The organism is Lentzea jiangxiensis, assembly GCF_900104175.1.
GTDB classification, from domain to species: domain Bacteria; phylum Actinomycetota; class Actinomycetes; order Mycobacteriales; family Pseudonocardiaceae; genus Lentzea; species Lentzea jiangxiensis.
In genome coordinates this window covers 122,867-147,642 of record NZ_FNIX01000006.1, presented here as the reverse complement: position 1 = coordinate 147,642, position 24,776 = coordinate 122,867, and the positions used below count along the sequence as shown (strand labels likewise).

Genomic DNA, 24,776 nt, shown 5'->3' with positions numbered 1-24,776 from the left:
GGAGTCGTGAGAACTCGTGTTCTCGCCGCGGTCATCGCCGTCACAGCGGCGTTGTCCGTGAGCGCTCAGTCGCAAGCCGCGGAACCGTTGCAGGGCCTGGTGCCCGTCCCGGTGTCGGTGCAGTCGAAGAGCGGGGTCACGCACACGCTGACGGCCGCTTCGAAGATCTACACGGCCCCGGCCGCCCGGGACGTCGGCACCTTCCTGGCCGGAGTGCTGCGGCCCTCGACCGGGTACGCGCTGCCCGTGTCCGACACGACCACCACCCCGTCCGACGGCATCTCGCTGCTGCTCTCGGGCGCGCCGGCCGCGGTGGGCCAGCAGGGCTACCAGCTCGACGTCGCGGCGAACGCCATCGTGCTGCGCGCCACCACGCCCGAGGGCCTGTTCGCGGGCGTGCAGACGCTGCGGCAGCTCCTGCCCGCCAAGGTCGAGAGCACGACCGTGCAGGCAGGCCCGTGGACCGTGCCGGGCGCGCTGATCGTCGACCACCCGCGGTTCTCCCACCGCGGTGCGATGCTCGACGTGGCCCGCCACTTCCACCCGGTCTCGACGGTCAAGCGCTACATCGACCAGCTGGCCCTTTACAAGATCAACTACTTCCACCTGCACCTGACCGACGACCAGGGCTGGCGGATCGTGGTCGACAGCTGGCCCCGGCTCGCCACGTACGGCGGCAGCACGCAGGTCGGCGGTGGCCCCGGCGGCTACTACACCAAGGCGCAGTACAGCGAGATCGTGCAGTACGCGGCCTCGCGCAAGATCACGGTGATCCCCGAGGTCGACCTGCCCGGCCACACCAACGCGGCGCTGGCCTCGTACGCGGAGCTCAACTGCGACGGCCAGGCCCCGCCGCTGCGCACGGACATCGAGGTCGGCTACTCCTCGCTGTGCGTGAACAAGGAGATCACCTACCAGTTCGTGGACGACGTGATCCGCGAGATCGCGGCGCTCACGCCCGGACCGTACTTCCACATCGGCGGCGACGAGGCGCACTCGACGTCCGACGCGGACTACCAGGCGTTCATGGACCGCGCGCTGCCGATCGTGAAGAAGTACGGCAAGACCGCCCTCGGCTGGCACGAGTTCGCGAAGACCACGACCGACACCGCCACGATGCCGCAGTACTGGGGCACCTCGACGTCCAACGCCGTGGTGCAGGCAGCGGCGGCACGCGGTCACAAGGTCATCATGTCGCCCGCGAACAAGGCGTACCTGGACATGAAGTACAACTCCAGCACGCCGCTCGGCCTGTCGTGGGCCGGTCTGATCGAGGTCCAGACCGCCTACGAGTGGAACCCCGGCGCGCACCTGAGCGGTGTGCCGGAGTCCGCCGTCCACGGCGTCGAAGCTCCACTGTGGAGCGAGACGCTGGTGACCGCGCAGGACATCGAGTTCATGGCGTTCCCACGGCTCGCGGCCATCGCCGAACTGGCCTGGTCGCCGTGGTCGACGCACAACTGGGACCAGTTCAAGACGCGTCTGGGCTCCCACGGTCCGCGCTGGACGACGATGGGCATCAACTTCTACCGGTCCACGCAGGTCCCGTGGGAGACCGGCGGCCCTGGCCCCGGTCCCTGCACGCAGCCCGCGTGGGAGCGCGACAAGGTCTACAACGGCGGCAACGTCGTGTCGCACAACGGCAAGAAGTGGACCGCGCAGTGGTGGACGCGGGGCGAGGAGCCCGGCACCACCGGTCAGTGGGGCGTCTGGCGCGACGGAGGCGTTTGCTGACGTTTCCGGGGTACTCGCTCGACCATGACTGATCCGGAAGTGGCCGAGGAGTTCGCGGAAGAGGTCGGTGTCGACCCCACGCCTCAGGAGGTCGACCAGTACCGCGACATGACGCAGCCCGGGGAGTGGCGCGCCGACGAGAAGATGGAACCGGGCGGCGCGCCCGCACCGCAGGACGGGGACGACCCGACCGGCGGCTCCGGAGCGTGATGTCTGATTCATCCGGTGCGGGCGAATATCCTTCGCCCGCACCGGGTACCAGGCTGTCGTGGATGCCCGAGTTGCCGTGTTCGCCCCGTCCCCCCAGCTGACCGTCACCGTAGAAGACCTCGATGGAGAACCGGACGTGCACCTGCACGCCGGTGGCCAGGGTTTCTGGCAGTCCAGGATGATCGCCGCTCTCGGTGTCGAAGCCGTCGTCTGCGCGACGTTCGGCGGTGAGACCGGTCGCGTCCTGCGCGCGTTGTTGGAAGGCGAGAACGTCGACCTGCGCGCACGTGAGGTGGCCGCGCGCAACGGTTCCTACGTGCACGACCGTCGCGACGGCAGCAGGTCCGAGATGGTCGAGATGCTCCCGGACGCGCTGTCCCGGCACGAGCTCGACGACGTGTACGAACTCGCGCTCGTGGAAGGCATTCGCGCGGGCACGGCCGTGCTCAGCGGGCCGTCCGACGACCGCGTGCTGCCCCACGACACCTACTACCGCCTCACCTCGGACCTGACCGGCAACGGCTGCCGCGTGATCGTCGACCTGGCGGGGGACCGCCTCGCCGAAGCCGTGCGCGGTGGCCCCCACGTCGTGAAGGTCTCCCACGAGGAACTGGGCGAGGAAGACCTGTCCAAGCTCATCGGGAAGGCCCGCGAGATCGCGGAGTCGTGCGTGCACGGCGTGATCGTGTCGCGTGCCGACGACCCGGCGCTGGCGTTGCTGGAAGACCAGCTCTACCTCGTGAACATGCCGAAGCTGGAGCCCGTCGACACGCGCGGCGCGGGCGACTCGATGACCGCGGGGATTTCAGCGGGCCTCGCGCTGGGTATGTCGTTGACGGACGCGGTGAAGCTCGGCGCGGCCGCCGGAGCGGTGAACGTGACGAGGCACGGCCTCGGCAGCGGAAGCGGGGAAGCGGTGCGCGAGCTGAGCAAACGCGTGGAACTGGAGCCGATCGAGGAATGAGCGGATGCGCGCGCTGATCACGAACGACGACGGAATCGACTCCCCCGGCCTCGCGACGCTGGCCTCCGCCGCGCTCGCGTGCGGTCTCGAAGTGGTGGTGGCGGCGCCTTCCACCCAGGCGAGCGGCACGAGCGCGTCGGTCGCGGCTGTCGGGGACTCCGGCAGGGTGGTCAGCGAGCGCCGCACTCTGCCCGGCCTGGACGTGGAGGCGCACGCGGTCGCCGCACATCCGGGCCTGATCGCCCTGATCGCCTGCAACGGCGGCTTCGGCGGCAAGCCCGACGTCGTGCTCTCCGGCATCAACCTCGGTGCGAACGTGGGGCGCGCGATCCTGCACTCCGGCACCGTCGGCGCGGCGCTGACCGCGCACGTCAACGACGTGACGGCGATGGCCGTGTCGCTCGACGTCGGCCTGGACGAGCCGGAGCCGTTGTGGGGCACGGCGGGTGAGGTCGTTCGCGCGGTGCTGCCGGTGTTGCTGGAGATGCCCGCTGCCTCGGTGCTCTCGCTGAACGTGCCGAACGTCGATGAGGTGCAGGGGCTTCGCTGGGCCGAGCTCGCCCGCTTCGGCACCGTGCAGAGCCGGGTGGACGAGGTCGGCGAAGGGGAGGTGGAGCTGGTCCACGTGTACGCGGAGGACTCGCTGGTGCCCGGCACGGACACCGCTTTGCTGGCCGAGGGCTTCGCGACCGTGACCGCGCTGCACTCGGTGGGCCGCGACGTCAGCCCGGAGCGCGCTTTGCCGGCCTGGCCAGCGTGATCACCAGCCCGATGAGGGCTGTTCTGACCTCCATGAAGCCCTCCGCCGTGAGGTCGTCGAGCGAGAAGGCCAGCATCCCGAAGCCCAGGAGCAGCAGGAGGCCGTACATCCGCGCGTGGGCCAGCCGCCAGGCCATCACGATGCCCATCACCCCGACGCCGAGCTGGACCACGCGGTAGTTCGGATCGAGGTCGAACAGGTCCAGCCACCCGAAGGTCAGCTGGAGGACGCCGGCCACGAGGGTGAGCGCCTGCGGCCTCGTGAACTCGAACTGGTCGCTCACCGAGGCCATAGGTCTCTACCCTTCGGATCGCCGCCAGACCGCGTCGTACTTCGCCTGCTTCTCGCGATCCTGTGCTGCGTTGCGCTCACGGCGCCCGTGCGTCGCTGAGCCCCTGGGATACCCGTATTTCGTGAGCCTATGGTCCACACTTTCAGGTGCGTAGGACAGCGCGAAGTACAGTCCCACAACGAAACCCAGTCCACCGCACGCGATCGCCAGCGGCCACGACGATCCCAGCCCGAACACCAGGGCCAGCGCGATGACCGTCGTCAGTGGTGTGACCTGCACGAGGCTGCGCACCGTGAACCGCAGCAACCACTTCGGGCCGGTCACGTCGTCGTAGACGAACTGCTTGTACTTGAGCGGAAGCCGTCCGCCCGCGTAGTACCAGACCTTCAGCGCGGGGTTCACCGGGTCGCCTTGCCGATCACCTTGTGCAGCACCTCGTTCAGCTGGGCGAGCTCTTCGAACGTCATGTCCAGCTGCTCCACGACCTTGAAGGGGATCTTCAGCGCTTCTTCGCGGAGCTGCTCGCCCGCCGGGGTGAGCGTCAGCGCGAGTGCGCGTTCGTCGGCCTTGTCCCGCTGCCGCTCGACGTACCCGATCGTCTCCAGCCGCTTGAGCAGCGGGCTGAGGGTGCCGGGGTCGAGCTGCAGGACGGTGCTCAGGTCCTTGACCGTGCGCGGTGACCGCTCCCACAACGCCAGCATCACCAGGTACTGGGGGTGCGTGAGGTTCAGCGGCTCCAGGATCGGCCGGTAGACCGCGATCACCGTGCGGGATGCCACGGCGAGGGCGAAGCAAACCTGCCGCTCGAGCTCCAGTGGGTTCTCCGGAATGCTTGGTGTACTAATCATTGGTGTACACACTAACTGGCGAGCGCGCCGGACTCCAAGGGGGTGTGGTGCGGCAGACGTCTTCTCAGGCGATCACTTCAGCGCTTCGTTCAGCACCTCCGCGGTGACCGCGGCTCCGGCCGCCGTCATCACGGTGCCGCCGTGGTCGACCTCGTTGATCAGCACCGGCTCGCGCAGGACGGGTAGGGCGGCGCGGTACTCGGCGGCCTGCTCGACGGTGTAGGCGGGCGCGCTGTCCGGTCCGATGCTCCACTCGGCGTGGACGAACCACGTCGGCACGGTCAGCTCCCGCCAGCGCGACTCGCCGAAGACGACGTCGCGCGTGTCGGCGGCCAGGGTCTCGCCGGACAGGCGCAGGTGGCCGTCCGGGGTCAGGTCGTGCGCGAAGTACTCGCGGGTCAGCGGGTCGGAGGGGTCGACCAGCGGGTTGGCCGCGGCCTGGACCGCGAGGTACTCGTCGACGGTCCACGTCCGTTCGCGTGCGGCCAGCTGCGGGGCGAGGACGGCCGCCACCAGTTCGTCGGTCATGTGAGCGTGCATCGGCATGGGGAGGCCGCCGTCCACGAGCACGAGCGCGCGCACTCGGTCGGGATGGCGCACGGCCAGTTCCACGGCCACATACGCGCCCATCGACATGCCGGCCACGGTCACCGACGCGAGGTCCAGGGCGTCGAGCACGCGCACCATGTCGTCGGCGTGCTGCCTGGTCGTCGCGCCGGGCAGCACGCAGCTGTCGCCGCGGCCGCGCAGGTCCGGCGCGATCAGCGTGAAGCCGTGCGCCGCCACCCGGTCCCACAGCTTGCGGCTGCCGCTGACGCCGTGAACGGCCAGCACGGGTGCGGTGTCACCGTCGTGCACCTCGACGGCCAGGTCACCGCCGTCAACAGGAACGAACATGAGCTGACTCCTCAGGCTTTGCCGGGGTTGAAGAGGTTCAGGGGGTCGAGCGAGGACTTGATCGCCCGCTGGACCGCCCACGCGTCCGGGCCGAGCTCGCGGATCATGCCGGCGCGCTTGAGCAGGCCCACGCCGTGCTCGCCGGTGACGGTGCCGCCCAGTTCCAGGGCCTGGTCGATGATGTCCTCGAACGCCGACTGCGCGGCGATGCGCGCGTTGTCGTCGCCGGGCGGGGTGATCAGCAACGGGTGCAGGTTGCCGTCGCCGGCGTGGGCGATGGTGGCGATGCGGACGTCGTGGCGCGCGCCGATCTCCTCGATGCGCGCGAGCATGGCCGGCACCTGCGAGCGCGGCACGCACACGTCCTCGGTGAGCAGCGGGCCCAGCCGTTCCAGCGCCGGGTAGGTCAGGCGGCGGGCGGCGAAGAGGGCCTCGGCCTCGGTCGAGTCGGTGGACCGCTCGGTCCAGTCGGCACCCGCGTCGGTGAACGCCGTGACGAGGCCGTCGGCGTCTTCGGACGTCTCGGCGCGGGCCAGCAGCATGGCCTCGGTGTCCGGCTCGATGCCGAGGTGCTTCCAGTCCTCGACGGCCTGCAGGCACGCGCGGTCGATCAGCTCCAGGGCGGCGGGTCGCAGGCCTCGGCTCGTCGCCACGGCAACGGCCCGACCCGCGGCGACGAGGCTGGAGAACGCGCCGACGACGGTGTCCGACGGGCGCGGGGACGGCCGCAGCCGCACGGTGATCTCGGTGACGACGCCGAGCGTGCCCTCCGATCCGACGAGCAGCCCGGTCAGGTCGTAGCCGGCGACACCCTTGGTGGTGCGCCTGCCGACCCGCACCGCGGTGCCGTACGGAACGGGGCCGCCCATCACGGCTTCCAGGCCGAGCACGTAGTCGCGCGTCACGCCGTACTTGAGGCAGCAGAGGCCGCCCGCGTTCGTGGCGACGTTGCCGCCGATCGTCGACCACGGCGAGCTGGCCGGGTCGGGCGGGTACCAGAGCCCTTGCTCGGCAACGGCCCTCTTCAGGTCGTCGTTCACGACGCCCGGCTGCACGACCGCGAGCAGGTTCTCCCGGTCGATCTCGAGCACCCGGTCCATCCGGCTGAGGTCGAGGACCAGGCACCCGTCGACGGCGTTGGCGCCGCCGGACAACCCGGTGCCCGCACCGCGCGGCACGACCGGGACGTCGTTCTCCGCGCAGGCCCTCACCGCCTGCCGGACGTCCTCTGTGGACTTCGGGCGGAACGCGGCGCGGGGCGTGCCGACGGGTGCCCACTCCGCCTCGTCGTGGCTGAGACCGGCCAGCGTGTCCGGGTCGGTGATGAGGTTCGGCAGCTTCATGAACGCTCCAACGCGCCGTGCGCGGCCTTGTGCACGACTTTTTCGAGTTCGGCGCCCCACTCGCCCGGCGTGGTGTCCGCGTGGACCGGGACGACGCCGAAGCCCGCCACCGCGAACCGGGCGAAGAGCAGCAGGTCGAAGGCCCGCGCGGGGGAGGCGAGCGGCGGGGTCAGGATCGCCGCGATCTGCGTCGCACCGGTGTTCAGCTCCTGCGTTCCGGTGGCGATGAGGTCCGGTTCCCCGATGATCACGGCGCGCCGGCCGAGCTCCAGCGCCCACTGCTCCGGCGTGATCGTGCTGATGGCCGTGCGCACCGCTTCCACCAGCGCCGCGACAGGGTCCGGGTCCGGCGCGAGCGCGCGCACGACGCGGCTGAGGAACGCGTCGTACCAGAAGATCGCGGCCTTGGTGCCGAACGTGCGGAACAGCGTGCGTTCCGAGACGCCCGCCCGATCGGCGATGGCCCTGGTCGACGTGGCGGCGAAGCCCTGGTCGAGGCACAGCGCGATCGCCGCCTCCTGGATCGCGAGTCGGGTGCGCAGGTCCTTCGCGGCGCGGGTGGTGAGCGTTTCCACGCGGCCAACCTAGCCCAAAGTGTCAGTTACTGCCAGTTTTAATGTCACTTCATGTCAAAGTGTCAAGGGTGGGTCACGGGGTAGACGACTTCATGGCCCGGACGACCGTCGTGATCGCCTCGCGGAACCGCGCGGACAGCCTGCTCCGCACGCTGTCGCGCCTCAGCGAGCTCGCGGTGCCCGTGATCCTGGTCGACAACGCGTCCTCGGACGACACGGTTTCCCGTGTGCACAAGGATTTCCCGCACGTCCTGGTGCTGGAGTCGGCGGTCAACCGGGGCGCGGTCGCGCGCAACCTCGGCGTGCAGGCGGCGCGAACACCGTTCGTGGCCTTCGCGGACGACGACTCCTGGTGGGCGCCCAACGCTCTCGAACGGGCCGAACCGATCTTCGACGAACACCCGGACCTGGCGGTGATAGCCGCGCACACGCTGGTCGGTCCGGCGGAGACCCCCGACCCGATCACCCCGCTGCTGCGGGACAGCCCGCTCGGTGAAGGCGTCGCGGGACCGGCGGTGCTCGGGTTCCTGGCCTGCTCGGCCGTCGTGCGGCGGCAGGCGTTCCTGGAGGTGGGTGGGTTCAGCCCGGTGTTGTTCTTCCGCGGCGAGGAGACGTTGCTGTCGTGGGACCTCGCGGCGGCGGGGTGGGCGCTCTGCTACGTCGAGGACGTGGTGGCGCACCACCACCCGGCCACCGGACGGGAGCCGGACGGGGAGGTCGTGCAGCGGCGCAACGCGGTGCTGACCTCGTGGATGCGCAGGCCCGTGACCACGGCTCTGGCGGTGTCGTTGAAGGACCCGCGGGCGTTCCGGGCCGCGCTACCGCGCCTGCACCAGGCGCTCCGGCAGCGCCGTGGGCTGCCGGAACACCTGGAAGCGCAGATCAGAGCGAGCGAACGGCCGCGGCGAGGCGCGTGATGCCCTCGTCGATCTGCTCCGGCGTCACGCCCGAGAACGCGAGGCGGATGGCGTTGTCGCCGCCCTCCAGCAGGAAGTCGGAGCCCTTCACGAACTCGACGCCGTGCTCCTTGGCGACCGGCACGAGCTTGTCGATCGACACGCCCGGCAGCTCGACCCACATGAAGTAGCCGCCCTGCGGAGCGGTGAAGACGGCCTCCGGCAGCTCGCGCCGCAGCGCGGCGACCAGGGCGTCCTTGCGGGCGCGCAGCGCGGTGCGGACGTTCGCGACCGACTCCTCGAGACGGCCGGAGCGGCAGTACGAGTTCACGATCGACTGCGCCACCATGTTCGGCGAGATGTACGTGGTGGTGGCGATGTCCTGGATGCTCTTGATGACGGCCTTGGGCCCCACCAGGTAGCCGCAGCGGATGCCGGGCGCCATGGTCTTCGAGAACGAGGACGCGTAGACGACCTTCTCGTTCTCGTCCTGCGACAGCATCGTCGGCAGCGGCTCGCCCTCGAACCGCACCTTCACGTACGGGTCGTCCTCGAACAGCACGAAGTCGTACTGGGCCGAGAGCTCCAGCAGGCGCGTGCGCTTCGCCTCGGACAGCGTGTAGCCGGCCGGGTTGTGGAAGTTCGGGATGATGTGCGCGAGCTTCGGGCGCACCCCGCTCTCCAGCAGCTTCTCGAGCGCGTCGACGTTGATGCCGTCGGTCTCCAGCTCGATCGCGTGGATGTTCGCGCCGCGCTGGCGCAGGTTCAGCAGCGTGCGGTCGTAGGTCGGGGCCTCGACCACCACGTCGTCGCCCTCGTCGACGAGCAGCTCGAACAGGAACGCGTCGGCCTGCATGGAACCGTTGGTGACGAGCACCTGCTCCGCCTCGACACCGTGCTGCTCGGCCAGCCACGCGCGCAGCGGCACGTAACCGACGCTCGTGCCGTACGCGAAGGTGCCGCCGGGGTCGTCCGTGAAGGCTTTCTGCGCTGCTTCGCGCAGACCTTCCTGGTCGATGATGTCGAGAGAGGGCGCTCCGCGCGTGAACAGGATCGAGGCCATGCGCGGAGCGTACAACTCCCACGATTTGGGCTACGGCCTGTACACGTATGAGTTGAGCGTGCTGACGGCTCCTTGGGCGTCGCCCAGGTGGTAGAGGTCGACCGCGAGGAAGTTCGGCTTCTTCCTCGCCGCGGGCTGGCAGAACTGCTGGGCGCGGTTCACGAGCTTGCTGTTGTCCGTCGTCGCGGTGCTGCTGAACGGAACGTCGCGGAAGTGGTTCATGACGAACAACGGCTGGAAGCTCCCGGTCGCCGTGAGCGGTTTGTCATCCCATCGGCTGTAACAGGACCAGTCGGAACTGCCGAGCCCCGAGCCCATCGACCAGTGGTTCTCGACGGTCCAGTCCTTCTGGTACAGCACGCCGCTGTCCTCGCGCCCGTCCTTCCCGTGGTCGGTGAAGATGATCAGCCGCTTGCCGCTGTCCACCATCTGGCTGCGCGTGGGCCAGCCGTTCTGCTGCACGCCCTCGGCCCGGTACAGGACGTCACCCAGCCCCCGCACCTTGCGCAGCTCGGCCCGGAGCGTGTTCGCGTCGACGTAGTCCTCCAGGAAGACCGTGACGATCTCGCCGCGGTTGTTCTTCAGGAAGTCCACGATCCGCTGGACGTCCACGTTCAGCGCCACCGGCTTGCTCACCAGCGTGCAGCTGTTGTGGCACAGGACCGCGCCGTCCGGCGTCTGGTGGATGTCGAGCATGAAGCCCCGGACGCCATCGCTGAGCTGCTGCACGATGCCACGCGTCTGGTTCTTGGCGAGGTTGACGAACGGAGGCGCGAACCCGCCGTCCACCCCGTTCGCATAGGCGTTGTGGGCGGTCAGGAACGTCATCTGGTCGAGCCGCGGGTCCTGGGGCATCGGAGACGTCTGGTTCTGCACCGGCGTCAGGTACCAGCGCGTCTCGCCACCGAGGCCGAAGAACTCCCACTGATCACCGAACTGCCGGAACTCGTGAACCGCGTCCGCCTGCGAACACGAACCCATGGTGAGCTGGCGGGTGATGCACTGACCCGGCGAGTCGGTGTTCTCGAACCTCCCGTCGCTCAGCCGCCATTGCTGGTGGTCCTCATTGCCCTTCGGCCGGTGCAGCGCGAGCCCGGTGCCGCTCTGGGCGACGTTGAGCCCCGTCCTGACACCGGTGACGTAGAACGTGCCCGACGGAGCCGCTTGCGCGGTGGCGGGCACCAGGGGGAGTAGCAGCAGGGCCGCGACAGCAGGGAGGTATCGCATGGTGAACAGGGTCACCTACACCCGTGAAACATGAAAAGCCTTCAGGCGTTTGGACGTTTAACACTGTGGGTATCTCACGTGCCGAAGAGCCCTCTTGAGAGGTAGTACAACTCCACGGCAGCCGTCGCCCAACCGAAGGGTTAGGGCCGGTACTCGGGCGCCGCCTTCACAAGCCGCGCAGGGTTCGACTCCCTCGGTTGCCACTTGTTCCCCAGCCGTCGATCCCGCGGCGGGAAGTGGAGGCGTCGCGGCCGACGGGCTGCGACGCCCGCTTCGTCACCGGGGCCACCTCGCGGCTCGTCTCACCTCGACGGTCACCAAGCCCGCTCAGGCCCGCGTCGCCCCGTCACGTCGTTCAGCTCCCGGTCGGCCATCCCGGGACACCGCCCGGCCTCCACCGTCGATGCGAACGATGCTCCGCGCCTGCAGCCCGTCACCGCTCCCGGCGAGAGGGCGCGACATGCCCAGGCCCGGTCACCCGACGACCCTGCGGCAAGCCCCGGTGCTCGGCACCGAGCGGTCGCGCCAGGACCGACGAGCGGACGACACCCGCACCACGAAGAGACGCGACAACACGCATGACAGGACCAGCCTTCCGAGAAGTCGTGGCACCCCGGACGAAGTGCTGTGATCACCATGACAGGCAGGTCTGACAATTTCGGTAACCGCAGGTGAGAGGCTGTCGGAGCGCCAAAAGGCCCGCCCGGCGCGCAGCCGGACGGGCCTCGGAGAGCGGAGTCAGAGCGCGCGGACGGCCTGCGCCTGCGGCCCCTTCTGACCCTGGCCGATCTCGAACTCCACACGCTGCTGCTCCTCCAGCGACTTGAAGCCGTTGCCCTGGATCTGCGAGTAGTGCACGAAGACGTCCGGACCACCGCCGTCCTGCGCGATGAATCCGAAGCCCTTCTCGCCGTTGAACCACTTGACAGTGCCCTGCGCCATACCGATTGCTCCCTAGATGGTGGGTGCCCCCGCCGAGCGGGGTGCCCGGGAAAGTCTGCCAGTGGACGGGTCCTCCCACATCGTGGTTAGCCCGGTGGTGTGAAGAAGTAAGTTGGACCGGGTACCGCTGAGAGGAGCAGGGATGACGAACTGGCTGGACGTCGCGCACGAGGTCGCGGCGACGCTCAGGTCCGACGCCGCGGAGAGGGACCGGGCCAACCAGCCACCGGCCAAAGAGGTGGAACTGCTCCGGCAGAGCGGTCTGCTCAACGTCGACGACTGGGCGACCCAGCAGCGGGTGACCAGGGTCGTCGGTGCCGCCGACGCCAACATCGGGCACCTCCTCGGGTACCACTACCTGCAGATCTGGCGCAGCGGCCTCTTCGACGTCCCGTTCGGCAGGGACCGCGACCAGTTCTGGGCGGGCGTCAGCAACCCCCTCGACGCGGCCCTCGAGCTCACGCCCGCCGAGAACGGCTACACGCTCAACGGGCGCAAGACGTTCGCCACCGGAGCGGCCGTGGCCGACCGGCTCGTGGTCAGCGCGACCCGCGCGGACAACGGCGAGAAGCTCACGTTCCTGCTCGACGCCAAGGCCGGCGGTATCACCTACCTGGACGACTGGGACAACATCGGCCAGCGCCTCACGGCGTCCGGTGGTGTCGCCTTCGAGGACGTCGAGGTCACGGAGGTCCTCGGCGTGCAGCCCGCGGGGGAGGACCCGCGCCTCAGCCTCGCCGCCCTCGGCTTCCAGCTCGTGCTCGCCCAGCTCTACGTGGCCATCGCGGAGGGCGCGCTCGCGGAGGCCGCCGACTACACCCGCACCAAGACCCGCCCGTGGTTCGTCAGCGGTGTCGAGGCCGCCACCGAGGACCCGTACATCGTCGTCGCGTACGGCGAGATGGTGGCGCAGACCAGGGCCGCCGGGCTGCTCGCCGACGACGCCGCCCGCCGGCTGCACGAGGCCAGCGAGTTCGGCCGCCACCTCACCCAGGCGAAGCGGGCCGAGGTCGCCGTCACGATCTCCGAGGCGAAGGTCGTCAGCACCAAGCTCGTCAACGAGGTCACCAGCCGCATCTTCGAGCAGGTCGGCGCGCGCGGTACGGCCGCCAAGCACGGCGTGGACCGCTTCTGGCGCAACGCGCGCACGCTCACGCTGCACGACCCGGTCGTCTACAAGGCACGCGAGGTCGGCGAGAACTTCCTGACCGGCGCACGCCCCGCCTACACCGGGTACAGCTGATGCAGCCGGTCCTCGCCGACTCCGTCCGGCTCACCGACGACGGCGTCCTGATCCTCGACCGCCGGCGGTTCCCGTTCGAGCGGAACTGGGTGCTGTGCCGGACGGCCGAGGACGTCGCGCGGGCCGTCGAGGACATGGTCACCCAGTCCTCGGGCCCGTACTTCGCCGTGCTGCAGGCGATGGTGCTCAAGGCGCGCACCCTCGAAGGGAAACCGTTCGAGGAAGCGCGCGCCGAGCTCGGCAAGACGGCGCTGATGCTCGAGAACACCAGGCGCACCAACAACGCCCTGCGCAAGGCCACCGCGATCGTCCTGGAGCACGTGGACGCCGCCCGGGACGTCGCGCACGCCCTGCAAGGCGCGCAAGAGGGCGACCGCCGGTACCGCGCGAAGAGCCGGGCGCTGGGCGTGCACACCGCGAACCTGCTGGAGGACGACGACACAGTCATGACCCACTGCTGGGCCGACCTGTACCTGACGGAGACCGTCCGGGCGGCCCAGGAGCAGGGCAAGACGCTGCGGTTCTTCTGCACCGAGACCCGGCCGTACCTGCAGGGGGCGAGGCTCACCGCGGAGACGCTGGTCGAGATGGGCGTCGACACGACGCTCATCACGGACGGCATGGGCGCCGCGGTCCTGCAAAGCGGCGAGGTCGACGCGTTGGTCACGGCGGCCGATCGCGTCACCATGGACGGGCACGTCGTCAACAAGGTCGGCACACTGGGTCTCGCCGTCGCCGCCCACGCGTTCGGGGTGCCGTTCCACGCCCAGGTGCAGGCGCCGGACCACCTGGCGCCGACGACCGAGCACGTGGAGATCGAGTACCGCGACGGCGCGGAAGTGCTGCAGGTCCTCGGCAGGCCCAGCGCCACGCCGAGGGTGAAGGGGCTGTACCCGGCGTTCGACGTGACGCCGCCGCGCTTCGTGACGGACGTGGTGACGGACAGGGGCGTCTACCGCGCCGGAGAGCTGCACGAGTACTACGAGGGAGAACAGCGGTGAGCAAGTGGGTCGTGCTCGACATCGAGGGCACGCTGAGCGCGACGGACCAGGTGCTGGTCGTCCTCTACGACTACGCGCGCCCGCGGCTCGGGCCGTGGATCGAGCAGCACGGTGACGACCCGGTGGTCGCCGACGCCGTGCGGCAGGTCAAGGAGCTGTCCGGCCACGACGACGTCGTCAAGGCGCTGCACGACTGGATGGACGCCGACCAGAAGGTCACGCCCCTCAAGACGTTGCAGGGCCTCATCTGGCAGCAGGGCTACGCGCAGGGCGACCTGGTCGCGGAGTTCTTCCCGGACGTCGTCCCGGCCATCCGCAAGTGGCACGAGGACGGCGTGAAGCTCGCGATCTTCTCCAGCGGCTCGGTCGCGGGCCAGATCGCGTTCTTCCGGCACACCACCGACGGTGATCTGACGCCGTTGCTGGAGCACCACTTCGACACGGTCAACGCCGGCCCGAAGCGCGAGGCCGCGTCGTACCGCAAGATCGCGGAAACGCTGCGGAGCGACGACATCACGTTCTACAGCGACGTCCCGGCCGAGCTGCACGCCGCGTTGGAGGCGGGCTGGAAGACGGTCGGCGTCGCGCGCGCGGGCGAGCCGTACGGCAACGCCGACTTCACGCCCCACCCGACGGTGTGGGAGCTTTCGTGACCGCGGAGCTCGCGCGCGAGTGCGCCCGCTACGCGCAGATGGGCTGGATGCGCGGCACGAGCGGCAACCTCTCCGTTGTGCTGCAACGGGATCCGCTCCGCCTCGCCGTCACGGTCAGCGGCGTCGACAAGGGTGAGGTCACCGCTGAGGACAGCGTCGTCATCGATGTCGACGGCAACGCCGTGGACAGCGACAAGGTCCCGTCCGCCGAGGCCGCTCTGCACGCGCGGATCGCCAGCGTGGCCGGGGCGGGCGCCGTCGTGCACGTCCACGCCCTCGCGCCGGTAGTCGCGGCGGAGCACTGGCCGAACGGCGTGGTGCTCAAGGACCTGGAGATGCTCAAGGGGTTCGGCCGGTACGACCACGAGGAGGTCGTGATCCCGGTCGTGCGGAACTCGCAGGACATGGTCGAACTGGGCGACGCCTTCGAGAAGGGCTTCGACCCGAGGGTGCCGGCGCTGCTCGTCGCACGCCACGGCGTGTACGTGTGGGGCGACGACCTGGTGCGGGCGCGGCACCGCCTGGAATGCCTGGAGTGGCTGCTGCGCTTCAAGGTGGAGACGCGGGACATCTTTACGGGGAGGCACTCATGACGCTGCTGACGGTGTGGCCGGAAACCGGCCCCGAGGAGACCGTCCTGCGCACCACCGACGCCGAGGAGATCACCACCACCCTCGAGGAACACGGCGTGCGCTTCAGCCGCTGGTCCGTTGTGGACGGTGTGACCGCCGCGAACGCCCTGCAGATCTTCGAGGAGGAGATCGCCCGCGTCAGCGAAACTGAGGGCTACGGCTACGTCGACGCGATGGAGATGACCCCGACCGACACCGACGAGTACCGCGCCAAGGCCGTCGAGTTCCGCGACAAGTTCCTCGCCGAGCACACGCACGACGACGACGAGGACCGCTACTTCGCCCGCGGCGCAGGGGTTTTCTACCTCCACATCGGCGACAGGGTGTACGCGGTGCTCTGCGAGGCGGGCGACCTGCTGAGCGTTCCGGCGAACACGACGCACTGGTTCGACATGGGCACCGAGCCCGACTACGTGTCGATCCGGTTCTTCCACGACGACGACGGGTGGATCGGCAACTTCACCGGTAGTGACATCGCGACGAAGTTTCCGACTTTCGACGAGCTCCGTTCAGGAATGCCGGCTTCCCGGCCGTGAGGGACCGAACTTGAGTCCGAGGTCCTTCGACGTCGGGTTGCGTTCCTCGTCCGCCACCGGCTGTGACGTGCGGCCGCATCTACCGGCAACCGCTCAGGCGGTTGCCGGTAAGGGCGCGTTGGCGAGTACCCACGCACGCCGTACCTGATCACACACCGCGGTCGCGGGCGGCCGGGGCAGCACCGTGCGGACTTATTACAACGGTTCGCTGAAACTCACGCACCAGGACGAAGGCCCGTTTCCGCGACATCACCTACTGGCGCCAGCGACACTGCTCGGCGCCGAAGGCCTCGTAACGCTCGCCTTCGGTGAAGCCCAGCTTCGCCAGGAGACGCATTGAAGCGGCGTTCGCCGTTTGGGTGATGCTCGCGAGCGGCTCACCGGGGTGTGCGGCGGCGTACCAGTCAAGCGCTGCCGCACATGCCTCGTAGGCGAAACCCCTGCCCCACGCGGACGGCAGGAACAGGTAGCCCAGCAACCGTTCCTCGTCCACCACGTCGAACGAGACCATGCCGATCATCGCGCCGTCCAGCGCGACGACGAAGAAACCGTGCCGCCGGCCCGGGATCGGAGGCGCCGTGCGGTCGACCTCGTCGCGCGGCTTCGAGCCACCGATGTAGGTGCCCACCTCCGGCGACGAGAACAGGTCGAGGAACGCGTCCCGGTCGCGCGCCTCGGACTCGCGCAGCACGAGCCGTTCGGTTCGGATCGGGGCGGGTGGCCAGGCGGCGGGTCCGGACATGGCGTCCACCCTAGAGTGGCTCGCATGAGCTCACAGGTGGCGGTGGCATCGCTCGGCGGCACGATCACGATGACGGGCTCCGGCGCGGTGTCGCCGACCTTGGGCGCCGGGGACCTGGTGCGGGGCTTGGAGGTGGGGGAGATCGCGACCCTGGCGACGGTCCCGGGCGCCTCGCTCACCTTCACCACCTTGCTGGAAACCTTCGACTGGGCCGACGAGCAGGTCTCCGGAGGCGCCGCCGGTGTCGTCGTCGTCCAGGGCACCGACACCCTCGAAGAGACCGCGTACTTCTTCGACTGCCTGTGGCCGCACGACGAACCGGTCGTCGTGACCGGCGCGATGCGGCACCCCGGCCTCCCCGGTGCCGACGGCCCCGCCAACCTCGCCGCCGCCGTCGCGGTCGCGGCGGCACCCAACTCACGAGGCCGCGGCGCCCTGCTCGTCCTCAACGACGAGGTCCACGCCGCCCGCTGGGTCCGCAAGACGCACAGCAGCCTCCCCAACGCCTTCGAGTCGTTCCCCGGCCCCCTCGGACTCGTCGTCGAGGGCTCGCCGCGGTACTTCCACCCCGCGCACAGGCTGACCGCGCTGCCGCGACCTCTCGACGCACCGGCGGTTCCGCTCATCGAGGCCACTGTGGACGACGACGGCTCGATCCTCGACTGGCTCAACGTCGGGGGAACCGTCGTCGCCGCCACCGGCGTCGGCCACGTGTCGGCCGGCATGGCGGAGGCCATCTCACGAGCCCGGTTCCCGGTGGTGGTGGCGACGCGGACGGGCGCGGGCACGACGTTCCGCGACACCTACGGCTTCGTCGGGTCCGAGTCGGACCTGATCCAGCGCGGCGCCGTGATGGCCGGCTGGCTATGCCCCCGTAAAGCACGCGTGCTGCTGCGTCTCGCCCTCGGCGCTATGGCGCCTATCGAGGACGTTTTCGCTGCTCGCGGGCAGGTTTTCTAGCTCGTTTTCACCCGAATGAGCCAGTGGTGTGGAATGGATCCAAGCCCTACCGTCAAAGGGCATGACCGCCACCATTTCCACCCCGTACAGCCGGTGCCTGGGCGACGAACTGCGCCGGGTGCGGGAGACGTGCACCTCGTTCACCGGCCGTGCGATGGCCGTCCAGCTCGGCTGGGACCCGAGCAAGGTGTCCGACATCGAGCTCGGCAAGGTGCGCGCGAGCGAGATCGACCTCGTCCAGTACCTGGCGACGTGCGGCAAGGACATCGACTTCGTCAACGAGTTCCGCAGCCGCTACTACAACGCCTTCGACCGGTTCTTCGCTCAGGTGCCAGACGAACTGCGCACACTCGCGATGACCGAGGCAATGGCCACGAAGATCATCAGCCTGGACATCATGACGGTGCCCGGTCTTGTGCAGGTCGAGGGCTACACGAGGGAGTTGTTCGTCGACTCGCACATCGAAGCGCCGGAGGACATCGAGAAGTTCGTCCGGGCGCGTATGGAGCGACAGGCGATCCTGAGGCGGCCGAACCGTCCGGAGTGCTTGTTCTACGTGCACGAGCTGGCGCTGCGGATGCCGCTGGGCAGCGCCTCACTCCGTGAAGACCAGTACCTGCGTCTCCTCTTCAACACCCACATCCTCCGCATCGTGCCTGCGCACATGACCGCATTCCGTTCGCCGTGTGTGTTGTACGAGTTCGAGAAGGCATCGTCGGTCGTGTACTGCGAGACCGACATGGCGAAGGTGTTCGCGCAGGACAACACCGCTGTCGCGCGGGCAAAGCGGCTCTTTCAGCGGCTGGATGCCGTTGCCCTGGATGAGGAACAATCGCGGAGCAAGCTGATGGAGTGCATCAGTGGCCTGCGAGAGGACTCAGATGTTCCAGGAACGGACTTGGCGTAAGAGCAGCTACAGCGGCGGCAGCGGCTCCGGCAATTGCGTGGAGGTGTCGCTGGCCCGGGACGTCCTCGTCCGCGACACGAAGAACGCGAGCGGCGACGTTCTCGCGTTCTCCACCCCTGCCTGGCGCGCCCTGCTCAACTCGCTCTGACCACCGACGTGTTCGCGGTCTGGACCGTCACCCGCACGGTCTGGGGCGCCAGCGACTGCAGGTACTGCGCGTGGTCCGACCCGATCGTGTCGCTGAACGCGATGAACGCGAGGTGCGGCAGTTCGAACGCGGTCGTGGCGCAGAAGTCCTCGAGCCGGTCGAAGCCGCGCCGGATGCCGGTGGCGTCGAGGCCGAACGCGGCGTACCGGTCCAGCTTGGCGGCGCCGACGTCGAGCAGGTGCAGGGCGTGCATGGCGTGGGCGAACGCCATCGCGCACACCTCGATGCGCGCGCACGACTCCAGCAGCGTCCGCACCATCGACGGGTGCAGCGACTTGCCGGACGTGCGCAGGACGACGTCGATCCCGGCTTCGCGGAACAGTGCGACGATCTCGAACAGGCCGGGCACGCCGAGCGGCTCGCCGCCGCCCAGCGTGACGGTCTCCGGGCGCATCGAGATGAGCGCTTGGGCGACGTGCAGCATGCGGTCGTGGCTGAGCCGCGCGTGTGCGACGTCCCAGGTGATGTCCATCGGGCCCCCTTCGGCGGATACGCCGATCCCACCGGAGGCCTTGTCCCGCCGTCAGGTGACCGTTGTCCCGACTTACGCGGGACTTCCGAGTCCCGCCTCGCGGGCGCGCACGATGGCCTGCGCCCGGTCGGCCACCTGGAGCTTCGTGAAGATCGCCGACACGCGGTTGCGGACGGTCTTGCCGGAGAGGTGCAGCTTGTGCGCGATGGACGGGTTGTCGAGGCCGGACGCCATCAGCTTCAGGACTTCCCGCTCGCGGTCGGTGAGCTGGGGGAACGCCACGACCTCCGAGGAGGAGATCGCGGTGAAGTAACCCATCATGCGTTGCGCGATGGTGGCGCTGAAGATCGCTTCTCCGGCTCCTATGGCCTGCACCGCGCGCACGATCTCGTCGTCGTCCGTGGTCTTCACGAGGTAGCCGCGCGCACCGGCCTTCATCGCCGCGAACACGAGCTCGTCGTCCTCGTGCATCGTCAGGACGAGGACACCGACGCCGGGCAGGGCCGCCTGGATCTGCTTCGCCGCCTCGACACCGCCGAGGACGGGCATGTGCAGGTCCATCACGACGACGTCCGGCTCCAGGTCGAGGACGACGCGCACGGCCTCCTGGCCGTCCGCGGCGTCGCCGACGACGGAGATGCCGTCCTCGCCGTCCAGCAACGCCTTCAGGCCGCGCCGGAACACCGGGTGGTCGTCGGCGATGACAACGCGAGTCGCTGTGCCTGCCACTACTGGGCCTGCCACTACTGGACCTCCAACGGGATCCGCGCCACCACCCGCGTCCCTCGGGGGTGAGCCGGTCCCACTGTGCACGATCCACCCAGTTCCGCGCAGCGTTCTCGCATCGAGTCGAGGCCGACACCCGGCTTGGAGTCCGCCGCGACCCCGCGTCCGTCGTCCACGACCTCCACGACCAGGTCGCCGTCGGTCCGCACGCTGATCGTGCAGGTCGAGGCCCCGGAGTGGCGTGCGCTGTTGGTCAGCGCCTCCGCGACGATCCGGTAGGCGGCGACCTCGACGGCGGCCGACAGCCCGTCGATCTGCTCGGCGTCGACCTCGACCACCAGGTCACCGCGGAAGCGCGCGGCCTCGTCCCGCACGGCCAGCGCCAGGCCCTGGTCGAGGATCGGGGGTCGCAGCCCGTCCACGAGCCGGCGCACCTCGACGGCGGTGGTGTCGACGTCGGCCAGCACGGGGTCGAGCACGTCGCCCAGCGACCGGCGCAACGCCTTGAGCTGCAACCGGATGCCGACCAGTGCCGGTCCGACGCCGTCGTGCAGGTCGCGTCGCAACCGCAGCCGTTCCTCTTCGCGCGCCCGCACCAGCCGTTCGCGCGCGAGCTGCAGGTCGGCGGTCAGCCTGATCGACTGCGCGGCGGGCGCGGTGGAGCGGGCGAGGTCGCCGAGCAGGGTCAGCTCCTGGTCGCTGAGGCGCTCGTCGGGCGCGCGTGGCTCGACGACGAGGTCGCAGACGTGCGCGCCCCGGTAGGTCATGGGGAAGCGGAGCTGCGGCCACCCGCGGCTGCGCCCGTGCTCGGCCAGCACCGACGAACCGCGGATCGCCACGTACGGCAGCTTCAGCGACTCGGCGACGGTCTGCGCGACCGTCGGCAGCACGTCCTGCGACCGTTCGAGCTTCTCGCTCAAAGTCGACAAAGCGCCATAGGGGTCGGAGCGCTCACCGAACAACCACCGGTCGAGCTTGCGCTGCACCCAGCTCCGGATCGGCGCGAACACCAGGCCCGCCGCCACGACCCCGACGACCTCGGCGTCGTCGGTGAGCAGCGCGCCCGCCGCGACCATCACGCCGAGGTAGACGAGAAGCAGGACGACCGTCAACGAGCCGTAGAGCAGCGACCGGTGGATGAGCAGGCTGATGTCGTACAGGCCGTACCGCACGATGGCGATCACCGCAGCAGCAGGGAACGCCAGCACACCGATGATCCAGGCGACGTGCCCGTCCGTCGTCTCCACAACGGTCGCCACGACTGCCAACGTCAGCAGCGCGAACGCCCACACGAGCAGGCGTCGTTCGTCCCCCTCGGCCCGTCGCCAGCGCAGGAACAACGACGCCACGGCCGCGACCACCGACAGGCCGGCCGCGAGCACCGCGATCTTCGTGATCGTCTTCGCGAGCCCGTCCCCGCTCAGCTGCCAGAACTCGGCGGGGTTGCCCCACGACGCCCACGCGATCGTGATGGTTCCGGCGAGAGTGCTGAACAGCGACGCGCCGATGGCGATCCACCAGCGGTTGCTCAGCGGCTTGCCGTTCGGGAAAACCAGCGCAACCGCGGGCAACAGCGCGTACGTGGGCCACCAGATCCACGCCTCGAGCCAGCGGGCGGGGTGGTTCTCCGGCTGGCCGGCGGCCGCGACGGCGATGGCGCCGAACACGCCCATCACCAGCAACAGCCACCCGACCGGTGACCTGCGGACATGACCGATCACCCGCACCCCGAGCAGGGTGCAGGCGACCGCGACCAGCCAGTTCCGCGGATGTGAGACGGCGCCGGTGACCGCCGCGAGCACGACGGCGTAGAGCACGCCGGCGGCCACCAGAGCGCCGATGACGCGAGCGAGGGTGACCTCGCGTCGCGTCAGTCGCTGAGCCAGTGCCACAGGTTGTGGAACGGAGATCCGGCGTCCAACGTGGAAAGACCTCCAGGCCAGCCCTGGAACGTCATGATCCGGTGGCGCAGCTGCTCGACGGACACCGGTTCGGCGGCCTTGTGGACGTGGTCGAAATCGACGTCCCCAGGCTGCGGGTTCATCGCCCGCGCCTGAAGCTCCGCGTACCACGCGAGGAGCTCTTCGTCGGACATGTGCGAAAAGTACGGCGGTACCACTTTCTGCCCGGACTTCGACATGTCTGGAAGGAGTCGTGGGCACTCGTCTGGATACACGAGTGCCCACGAACTCCGGCGAACTTCCTACGACGGACTCAGGGCAGGACCTGGATCTTGCGGCCCTTGCCGGCCTTGAACTGGTCCAACGCTCCCGCGTAGTCGTCCAGCGGCACCCTGTCGCTGATGAAGACCTCGGGGTCGAGCACTCCGGTCGCGAAGAGGTCCGCCGCCCGTTCGAACGAGTGCAGCACCGCCATCGAGCCGGTGATGGTGATCTCCTGGTTGTAGATCTTGTACGGCTCGATGGTCACGCGCGCGGAGTAGTCCGAGACGCCGAACTGGAGGAACGTGCCGCCCTTGGCGACGCGCCCGAGACCGTCCTGGATGGCCTTCTCGTTGCCGGTCGCGTCGATGACGACGTCCCAGCCCTGCGGCCGGTCGAGCTCGTCCGGTGTCGCCGCCACGGCCGTGACGCCGAGTTGCTTCGCCGTCTCCAGCCGCTCCGGGTTGAGGTCGACGACCTCGATCGACGACGCGCCGGTCAGCTTGCCGAGCTGCAGCATCATCAGGCCCATCGTGCCGGAGCCGTAGATCAGCACCCGCGACGCCATCTGCGACCGCAGCACGTCGTAGCCGCGCACCGCGCACGACAGCGGCTCGATGAGCGCCGCGTCCTCGGTCCGCACGTGGTCCGGCAGCTTGACGCAGTTCGCCACCGGGGCCTTCGCGAACTCCGCCGCGCCACCGGAGGTCGTGACGCCGATGGCCGCCCAGCGCTCGCAGAGGTTGCTCCTGCCGGAACGGCACATCCGGCACTCGTGGCAGTACAGCGACGGGTCGACGGCCACCCGGTCACCCACGGCGACCTCGTTCACCTGCGAGCCGATCTCGACGACCGTGCCGGCGAACTCGTGGCCCGGCACGACCGGCAGGGTCGGCGCGAACTCGCCCTGCAGGATGTGCAGGTCCGTGCCGCACAGACCGCAGGCCGCCACCTGGACGACGACCTCGCGAGGACCGCACGTGGGATCGTCCACAGTGGTCACTTCGACGGATCCGACGCCGGTGATCACTGCTGCTTTCACTTGACCGCTCCCAACGAAAGGCCCTGGACGAGCTTGTCCTGGGCGGCGAACCCGGCGATGAGCACCGGCAGAGAGACCACGACCGCCGCGGCGCAGACCTTGGCCAGGAAGAGGCCCTGCGACGTGACGAACCCGGTCAGGTACACGGGCGCGGTGCCGGCGACGACACCGGTGAGCACCCGTGCGAAGAGCAGCTCGTTCCAGCTGAAGATGAAGCAGATCAACGCCGTCGCCGCGATGCCGGGCATCGCGATCGGTGCCACGACCCGGCGCAGGATCGTGAGCAGACCCGCGCCGTCGATCGAAGCCGCCTCGAGGATCTCCTTCGGGACCTCGGACAGGAACGACCGCATGAGCCACACCGCGATCGGCAGGTTCATCGAGCAGTACAGCAGCGTCAGGAACGAGATGTTGTCGAGCATCCCGGAGAACTGCGCGATCAGGTAGATCGGCAGCAGCGCCGCGACGACGGGCATCATCTTGGTGGAGAGGAAGAAGAACAGGACGTCCGTCCACTTCTCCACGGGCTTGATCGACAACGCGTACGCGGCCGGGATCGCCAGCAGCAGCACGATGATCGTCGACCCGATCGAGGCGCTGAACGAGTTGATCAGCGGCGGCCACGCGCCGGAGTCGAAGAACTCCGCGTAGCCGTCGAGCGTCAGCGGTGCCGCGATCGACGGCGGGTTCGTGGCCGCGTCCGTCTCGCTGTGCAGCGAGGTCAGGAACATCCAGGCCACGGGCGCGAAGAACACGACGCCGGCGAGCCAGGCGAGGACACCCCAGCCGCGTCCGACCCACTTGGCGGTCATCGCTTCTCCTCCTTGAACAGCGAGGACACCACGCGCAGCGCGAACGTCGCGATGACCATCGAGCCCGCGACCACGATGACACCGGCCGCGGAGGCCTCGCCGTACTCGTGGGCCTGGTAGAAGGTCTGGTAGATCATGTACGGCAGGTTCGCCGTGCCCAGACCACCGGACGTGATCGTGAAGACCGCGTCGAAGTTCTGCACGACGTAGATCGACCCGAGCAGACCGCCGAGCTCCAGGTACTGCCGCAGGTGCGGGAACGTCAGGTACCGGAAGACCTGGAACGACGACGCGCCGTCGATCGTGGCCGCCTCGACGGGTTCGACCGGCTTGGACTGCAGGCCCGCCAGCAGGATCAGCATCATGAACGGCGTCCACTGCCACACCAGCGACAGCACCACGGCGCTCATCGGCATGGTCGAGATCCAGTCCGGCTGGGCGTCGAAGCCCAGCCAGTTCAGGATGCCGTTGAACAGGCCGTACTCCGGGTTGTAGAGCACGTGCTTCCAGATCAGCGCCGCCGCGACCGGAACGACGAGGAACGGCGCGATGAGCATGGTGCGCACGAACCCGCGACCGGCGAACTTCTTGTCCAGCAGCAGCGCCAGACCCAGCCCGAGGACCAGGCTGATGATCACGACCGACGCCGTGAGCACGACCGTGTTGACCACCGACGAACGCAGGTCGGGGTCGGTGAACACGTTGACGTAGTTGTCGAACCCGGCGAACCCGCGGTTGGCGGGGTCGAGCGAGTTCCACTTCATGAACGAGATGACGAGCGTCGCCACGAACGGCAGCTGCGTCACGATGATCAGGAAGATGAGGGCGGGCAGCAGGGGCGCCCGCCGGGCCCACTTCGAGTACCCCTTGCGGGGGACGGGGGGCGGCCGGTCGACGACCGACCGCTCCTCGCGCGTCAGGACGGCCAT

At 69.2% G+C, this 24,776-nt stretch carries 30 protein-coding genes; 13 read left to right on the top strand and 17 right to left on the bottom strand.

Features of this window, described 5'->3' with window-relative positions; genetic code table 11:
• Positions 1-6 precede the first annotated feature (6 nt).
• The 4 genes from BLQ91_RS19795 to surE are packed head-to-tail and all read left to right on the top strand — an operon-like array spanning position 7 to position 3,668.
• Positions 7-1,734, top strand: coding sequence for a family 20 glycosylhydrolase (locus BLQ91_RS19795; protein ID WP_090098461.1), 1,728 nt, complete (start codon positions 7-9; stop codon positions 1,732-1,734).
• 24 nt (positions 1,735-1,758) lie between these two features.
• Entirely contained in the window at positions 1,759-1,944 is a 186-nt protein-coding gene (locus BLQ91_RS40365; protein ID WP_143022722.1) for a hypothetical protein, read from the top strand.
• A 58-nt stretch (positions 1,945-2,002) separates the two neighbouring features.
• On the top strand, positions 2,003-2,908 hold the full coding sequence (locus tag BLQ91_RS19790; protein WP_090098459.1) for a 1-phosphofructokinase family hexose kinase: 906 nt from the start codon (positions 2,003-2,005) through the stop codon (positions 2,906-2,908).
• Positions 2,909-2,912: 4 nt separating this feature from the next.
• The gene (surE, locus tag BLQ91_RS19785; protein ID WP_090098457.1) at positions 2,913-3,668 is read left to right on the top strand and encodes a 5'/3'-nucleotidase SurE; all 756 of its coding nucleotides are present in this window, start codon (positions 2,913-2,915) and stop codon (positions 3,666-3,668) included.
• Here surE and BLQ91_RS19780 read toward each other — a convergent pair.
• From BLQ91_RS19780 to BLQ91_RS19755, 6 genes are all read right to left on the bottom strand, one after another.
• A complete protein-coding gene (locus BLQ91_RS19780; RefSeq protein ID WP_090098455.1) occupies positions 3,631-3,960 on the bottom strand; it encodes a hypothetical protein in 330 nt (109 codons plus the stop codon). The genes surE and BLQ91_RS19780 overlap by 38 nt on opposite strands.
• 6 nt (positions 3,961-3,966) lie before the next feature.
• Positions 3,967-4,362: a DUF5313 family protein gene (locus BLQ91_RS19775; RefSeq protein WP_090098453.1), complete on the bottom strand. Its 396-nt coding sequence runs from the start codon at positions 4,360-4,362 to the stop codon at positions 3,967-3,969.
• Complete coding sequence (locus BLQ91_RS19770) at positions 4,359-4,808, bottom strand: MarR family winged helix-turn-helix transcriptional regulator (RefSeq protein WP_176959836.1); 450 nt, start codon at positions 4,806-4,808, stop codon at positions 4,359-4,361. Before BLQ91_RS19770 ends, BLQ91_RS19775 begins: the two co-directional genes overlap by 4 nt.
• 72 nt (positions 4,809-4,880) lie before the next feature.
• Positions 4,881-5,705 carry an alpha/beta fold hydrolase gene (locus BLQ91_RS19765; RefSeq protein WP_090098451.1) on the bottom strand — a complete coding sequence of 275 codons (825 nt, stop codon included), beginning with the start codon at positions 5,703-5,705 and terminating at the stop codon, positions 4,881-4,883.
• A gap of 11 nt (positions 5,706-5,716) precedes the next feature.
• Entirely contained in the window at positions 5,717-7,048 is a 1,332-nt protein-coding gene (locus BLQ91_RS19760; RefSeq protein WP_090098449.1) for an FAD-binding oxidoreductase, read from the bottom strand.
• A complete protein-coding gene (locus BLQ91_RS19755; protein WP_090098447.1) occupies positions 7,045-7,623 on the bottom strand; it encodes a TetR/AcrR family transcriptional regulator in 579 nt (192 codons plus the stop codon). The genes BLQ91_RS19760 and BLQ91_RS19755 overlap by 4 nt, the downstream gene beginning before the upstream one ends.
• A 92-nt stretch (positions 7,624-7,715) precedes the next feature.
• On the opposite strand from BLQ91_RS19755, the gene BLQ91_RS19750 reads away from it, so the two are divergent.
• On the top strand, positions 7,716-8,540 hold the full coding sequence (locus BLQ91_RS19750) for a glycosyltransferase family 2 protein (RefSeq protein WP_090098445.1): 825 nt from the start codon (positions 7,716-7,718) through the stop codon (positions 8,538-8,540).
• Here BLQ91_RS19750 and BLQ91_RS19745 read toward each other — a convergent pair.
• From BLQ91_RS19745 to BLQ91_RS19735, 3 genes are all read right to left on the bottom strand, one after another.
• Complete coding sequence (locus tag BLQ91_RS19745; protein WP_218130325.1) at positions 8,506-9,582, bottom strand: aminotransferase-like domain-containing protein; 1,077 nt, start codon at positions 9,580-9,582, stop codon at positions 8,506-8,508. The two genes, BLQ91_RS19750 and BLQ91_RS19745, sit on opposite strands and share 35 nt — an antisense overlap.
• Positions 9,583-9,612: 30 nt before the next feature.
• Positions 9,613-10,809 (bottom strand): PI-PLC domain-containing protein, encoded by a 1,197-nt coding sequence (locus tag BLQ91_RS19740; protein ID WP_090098689.1) that lies wholly within the window; start codon positions 10,807-10,809, stop codon positions 9,613-9,615.
• 738 nt (positions 10,810-11,547) lie between these two features.
• Positions 11,548-11,751, bottom strand: a complete 204-nt coding sequence (locus tag BLQ91_RS19735) for a cold-shock protein (protein WP_090098440.1) — start codon at positions 11,749-11,751, stop codon at positions 11,548-11,550.
• A gap of 142 nt (positions 11,752-11,893) precedes the next feature.
• On the opposite strand from BLQ91_RS19735, the gene BLQ91_RS19730 reads away from it, so the two are divergent.
• From BLQ91_RS19730 to BLQ91_RS19710, 5 genes are read left to right on the top strand one after another with little or no spacing between them, the layout of a single operon-like run.
• On the top strand, positions 11,894-12,994 hold the full coding sequence (locus BLQ91_RS19730; RefSeq protein WP_090098439.1) for an acyl-CoA dehydrogenase family protein: 1,101 nt from the start codon (positions 11,894-11,896) through the stop codon (positions 12,992-12,994).
• Positions 12,994-13,995 carry a s-methyl-5-thioribose-1-phosphate isomerase gene (locus BLQ91_RS19725; RefSeq protein WP_176959835.1) on the top strand — a complete coding sequence of 334 codons (1,002 nt, stop codon included), beginning with the start codon at positions 12,994-12,996 and terminating at the stop codon, positions 13,993-13,995. The genes BLQ91_RS19730 and BLQ91_RS19725 overlap by 1 nt, the downstream gene beginning before the upstream one ends.
• On the top strand, positions 13,992-14,648 hold the full coding sequence (gene mtnC / locus BLQ91_RS19720) for an acireductone synthase (RefSeq protein ID WP_090098437.1): 657 nt from the start codon (positions 13,992-13,994) through the stop codon (positions 14,646-14,648). Before BLQ91_RS19725 ends, mtnC begins: the two co-directional genes overlap by 4 nt.
• Entirely contained in the window at positions 14,645-15,241 is a 597-nt protein-coding gene (gene mtnB, locus BLQ91_RS19715) for a methylthioribulose 1-phosphate dehydratase (protein ID WP_090098435.1), read from the top strand. The genes mtnC and mtnB overlap by 4 nt, the downstream gene beginning before the upstream one ends.
• Entirely contained in the window at positions 15,238-15,816 is a 579-nt protein-coding gene (locus tag BLQ91_RS19710) for a 1,2-dihydroxy-3-keto-5-methylthiopentene dioxygenase (RefSeq protein WP_090098433.1), read from the top strand. The genes mtnB and BLQ91_RS19710 overlap by 4 nt, the downstream gene beginning before the upstream one ends.
• 253 nt (positions 15,817-16,069) lie before the next feature.
• Here BLQ91_RS19710 and BLQ91_RS19705 read toward each other — a convergent pair whose 3' ends face one another.
• Positions 16,070-16,558 carry a GNAT family N-acetyltransferase gene (locus BLQ91_RS19705; RefSeq protein WP_090098683.1) on the bottom strand — a complete coding sequence of 163 codons (489 nt, stop codon included), beginning with the start codon at positions 16,556-16,558 and terminating at the stop codon, positions 16,070-16,072.
• Positions 16,559-16,582: 24 nt separating this feature from the next.
• On the opposite strand from BLQ91_RS19705, the gene BLQ91_RS19700 reads away from it, so the two are divergent.
• The 3 genes from BLQ91_RS19700 to BLQ91_RS19690 are packed head-to-tail and all read left to right on the top strand — an operon-like array spanning position 16,583 to position 18,573.
• Complete coding sequence (locus BLQ91_RS19700; protein ID WP_090098432.1) at positions 16,583-17,518, top strand: asparaginase; 936 nt, start codon at positions 16,583-16,585, stop codon at positions 17,516-17,518.
• A 28-nt stretch (positions 17,519-17,546) separates the two neighbouring features.
• Positions 17,547-18,425 (top strand): helix-turn-helix domain-containing protein, encoded by an 879-nt coding sequence (locus BLQ91_RS19695; protein WP_176959834.1) that lies wholly within the window; start codon positions 17,547-17,549, stop codon positions 18,423-18,425.
• Positions 18,400-18,573, top strand: coding sequence for a DUF397 domain-containing protein (locus tag BLQ91_RS19690; protein ID WP_090098428.1), 174 nt, complete (start codon positions 18,400-18,402; stop codon positions 18,571-18,573). The genes BLQ91_RS19695 and BLQ91_RS19690 overlap by 26 nt, the downstream gene beginning before the upstream one ends.
• Here BLQ91_RS19690 and BLQ91_RS19685 read toward each other — a convergent pair.
• The 7 genes from BLQ91_RS19685 to BLQ91_RS19655 all read right to left on the bottom strand — a co-directional run bounded on the left by BLQ91_RS19685 (position 18,560) and on the right by BLQ91_RS19655 (position 24,776).
• Positions 18,560-19,105 carry a radical SAM family protein gene (locus tag BLQ91_RS19685; protein WP_090098426.1) on the bottom strand — a complete coding sequence of 182 codons (546 nt, stop codon included), beginning with the start codon at positions 19,103-19,105 and terminating at the stop codon, positions 18,560-18,562. The genes BLQ91_RS19690 and BLQ91_RS19685 overlap by 14 nt on opposite strands.
• 72 nt (positions 19,106-19,177) lie before the next feature.
• Positions 19,178-19,834 carry a response regulator transcription factor gene (locus tag BLQ91_RS19680; protein WP_090098424.1) on the bottom strand — a complete coding sequence of 219 codons (657 nt, stop codon included), beginning with the start codon at positions 19,832-19,834 and terminating at the stop codon, positions 19,178-19,180.
• A 14-nt stretch (positions 19,835-19,848) separates the two neighbouring features.
• The gene (locus BLQ91_RS42755; protein ID WP_090098422.1) at positions 19,849-21,723 is read right to left on the bottom strand and encodes a sensor histidine kinase; all 1,875 of its coding nucleotides are present in this window, start codon (positions 21,721-21,723) and stop codon (positions 19,849-19,851) included.
• Complete coding sequence (locus BLQ91_RS19670; protein WP_090098420.1) at positions 21,702-21,926, bottom strand: hypothetical protein; 225 nt, start codon at positions 21,924-21,926, stop codon at positions 21,702-21,704. Before BLQ91_RS19670 ends, BLQ91_RS42755 begins: the two co-directional genes overlap by 22 nt.
• A gap of 119 nt (positions 21,927-22,045) precedes the next feature.
• Positions 22,046-23,035: a zinc-dependent alcohol dehydrogenase family protein gene (locus BLQ91_RS19665; protein ID WP_090098419.1), complete on the bottom strand. Its 990-nt coding sequence runs from the start codon at positions 23,033-23,035 to the stop codon at positions 22,046-22,048.
• Entirely contained in the window at positions 23,032-23,847 is an 816-nt protein-coding gene (locus BLQ91_RS19660) for a carbohydrate ABC transporter permease (RefSeq protein ID WP_090098417.1), read from the bottom strand. The genes BLQ91_RS19665 and BLQ91_RS19660 overlap by 4 nt, the downstream gene beginning before the upstream one ends.
• Entirely contained in the window at positions 23,844-24,776 is a 933-nt protein-coding gene (locus BLQ91_RS19655) for a carbohydrate ABC transporter permease (RefSeq protein ID WP_090098415.1), read from the bottom strand. Before BLQ91_RS19655 ends, BLQ91_RS19660 begins: the two co-directional genes overlap by 4 nt.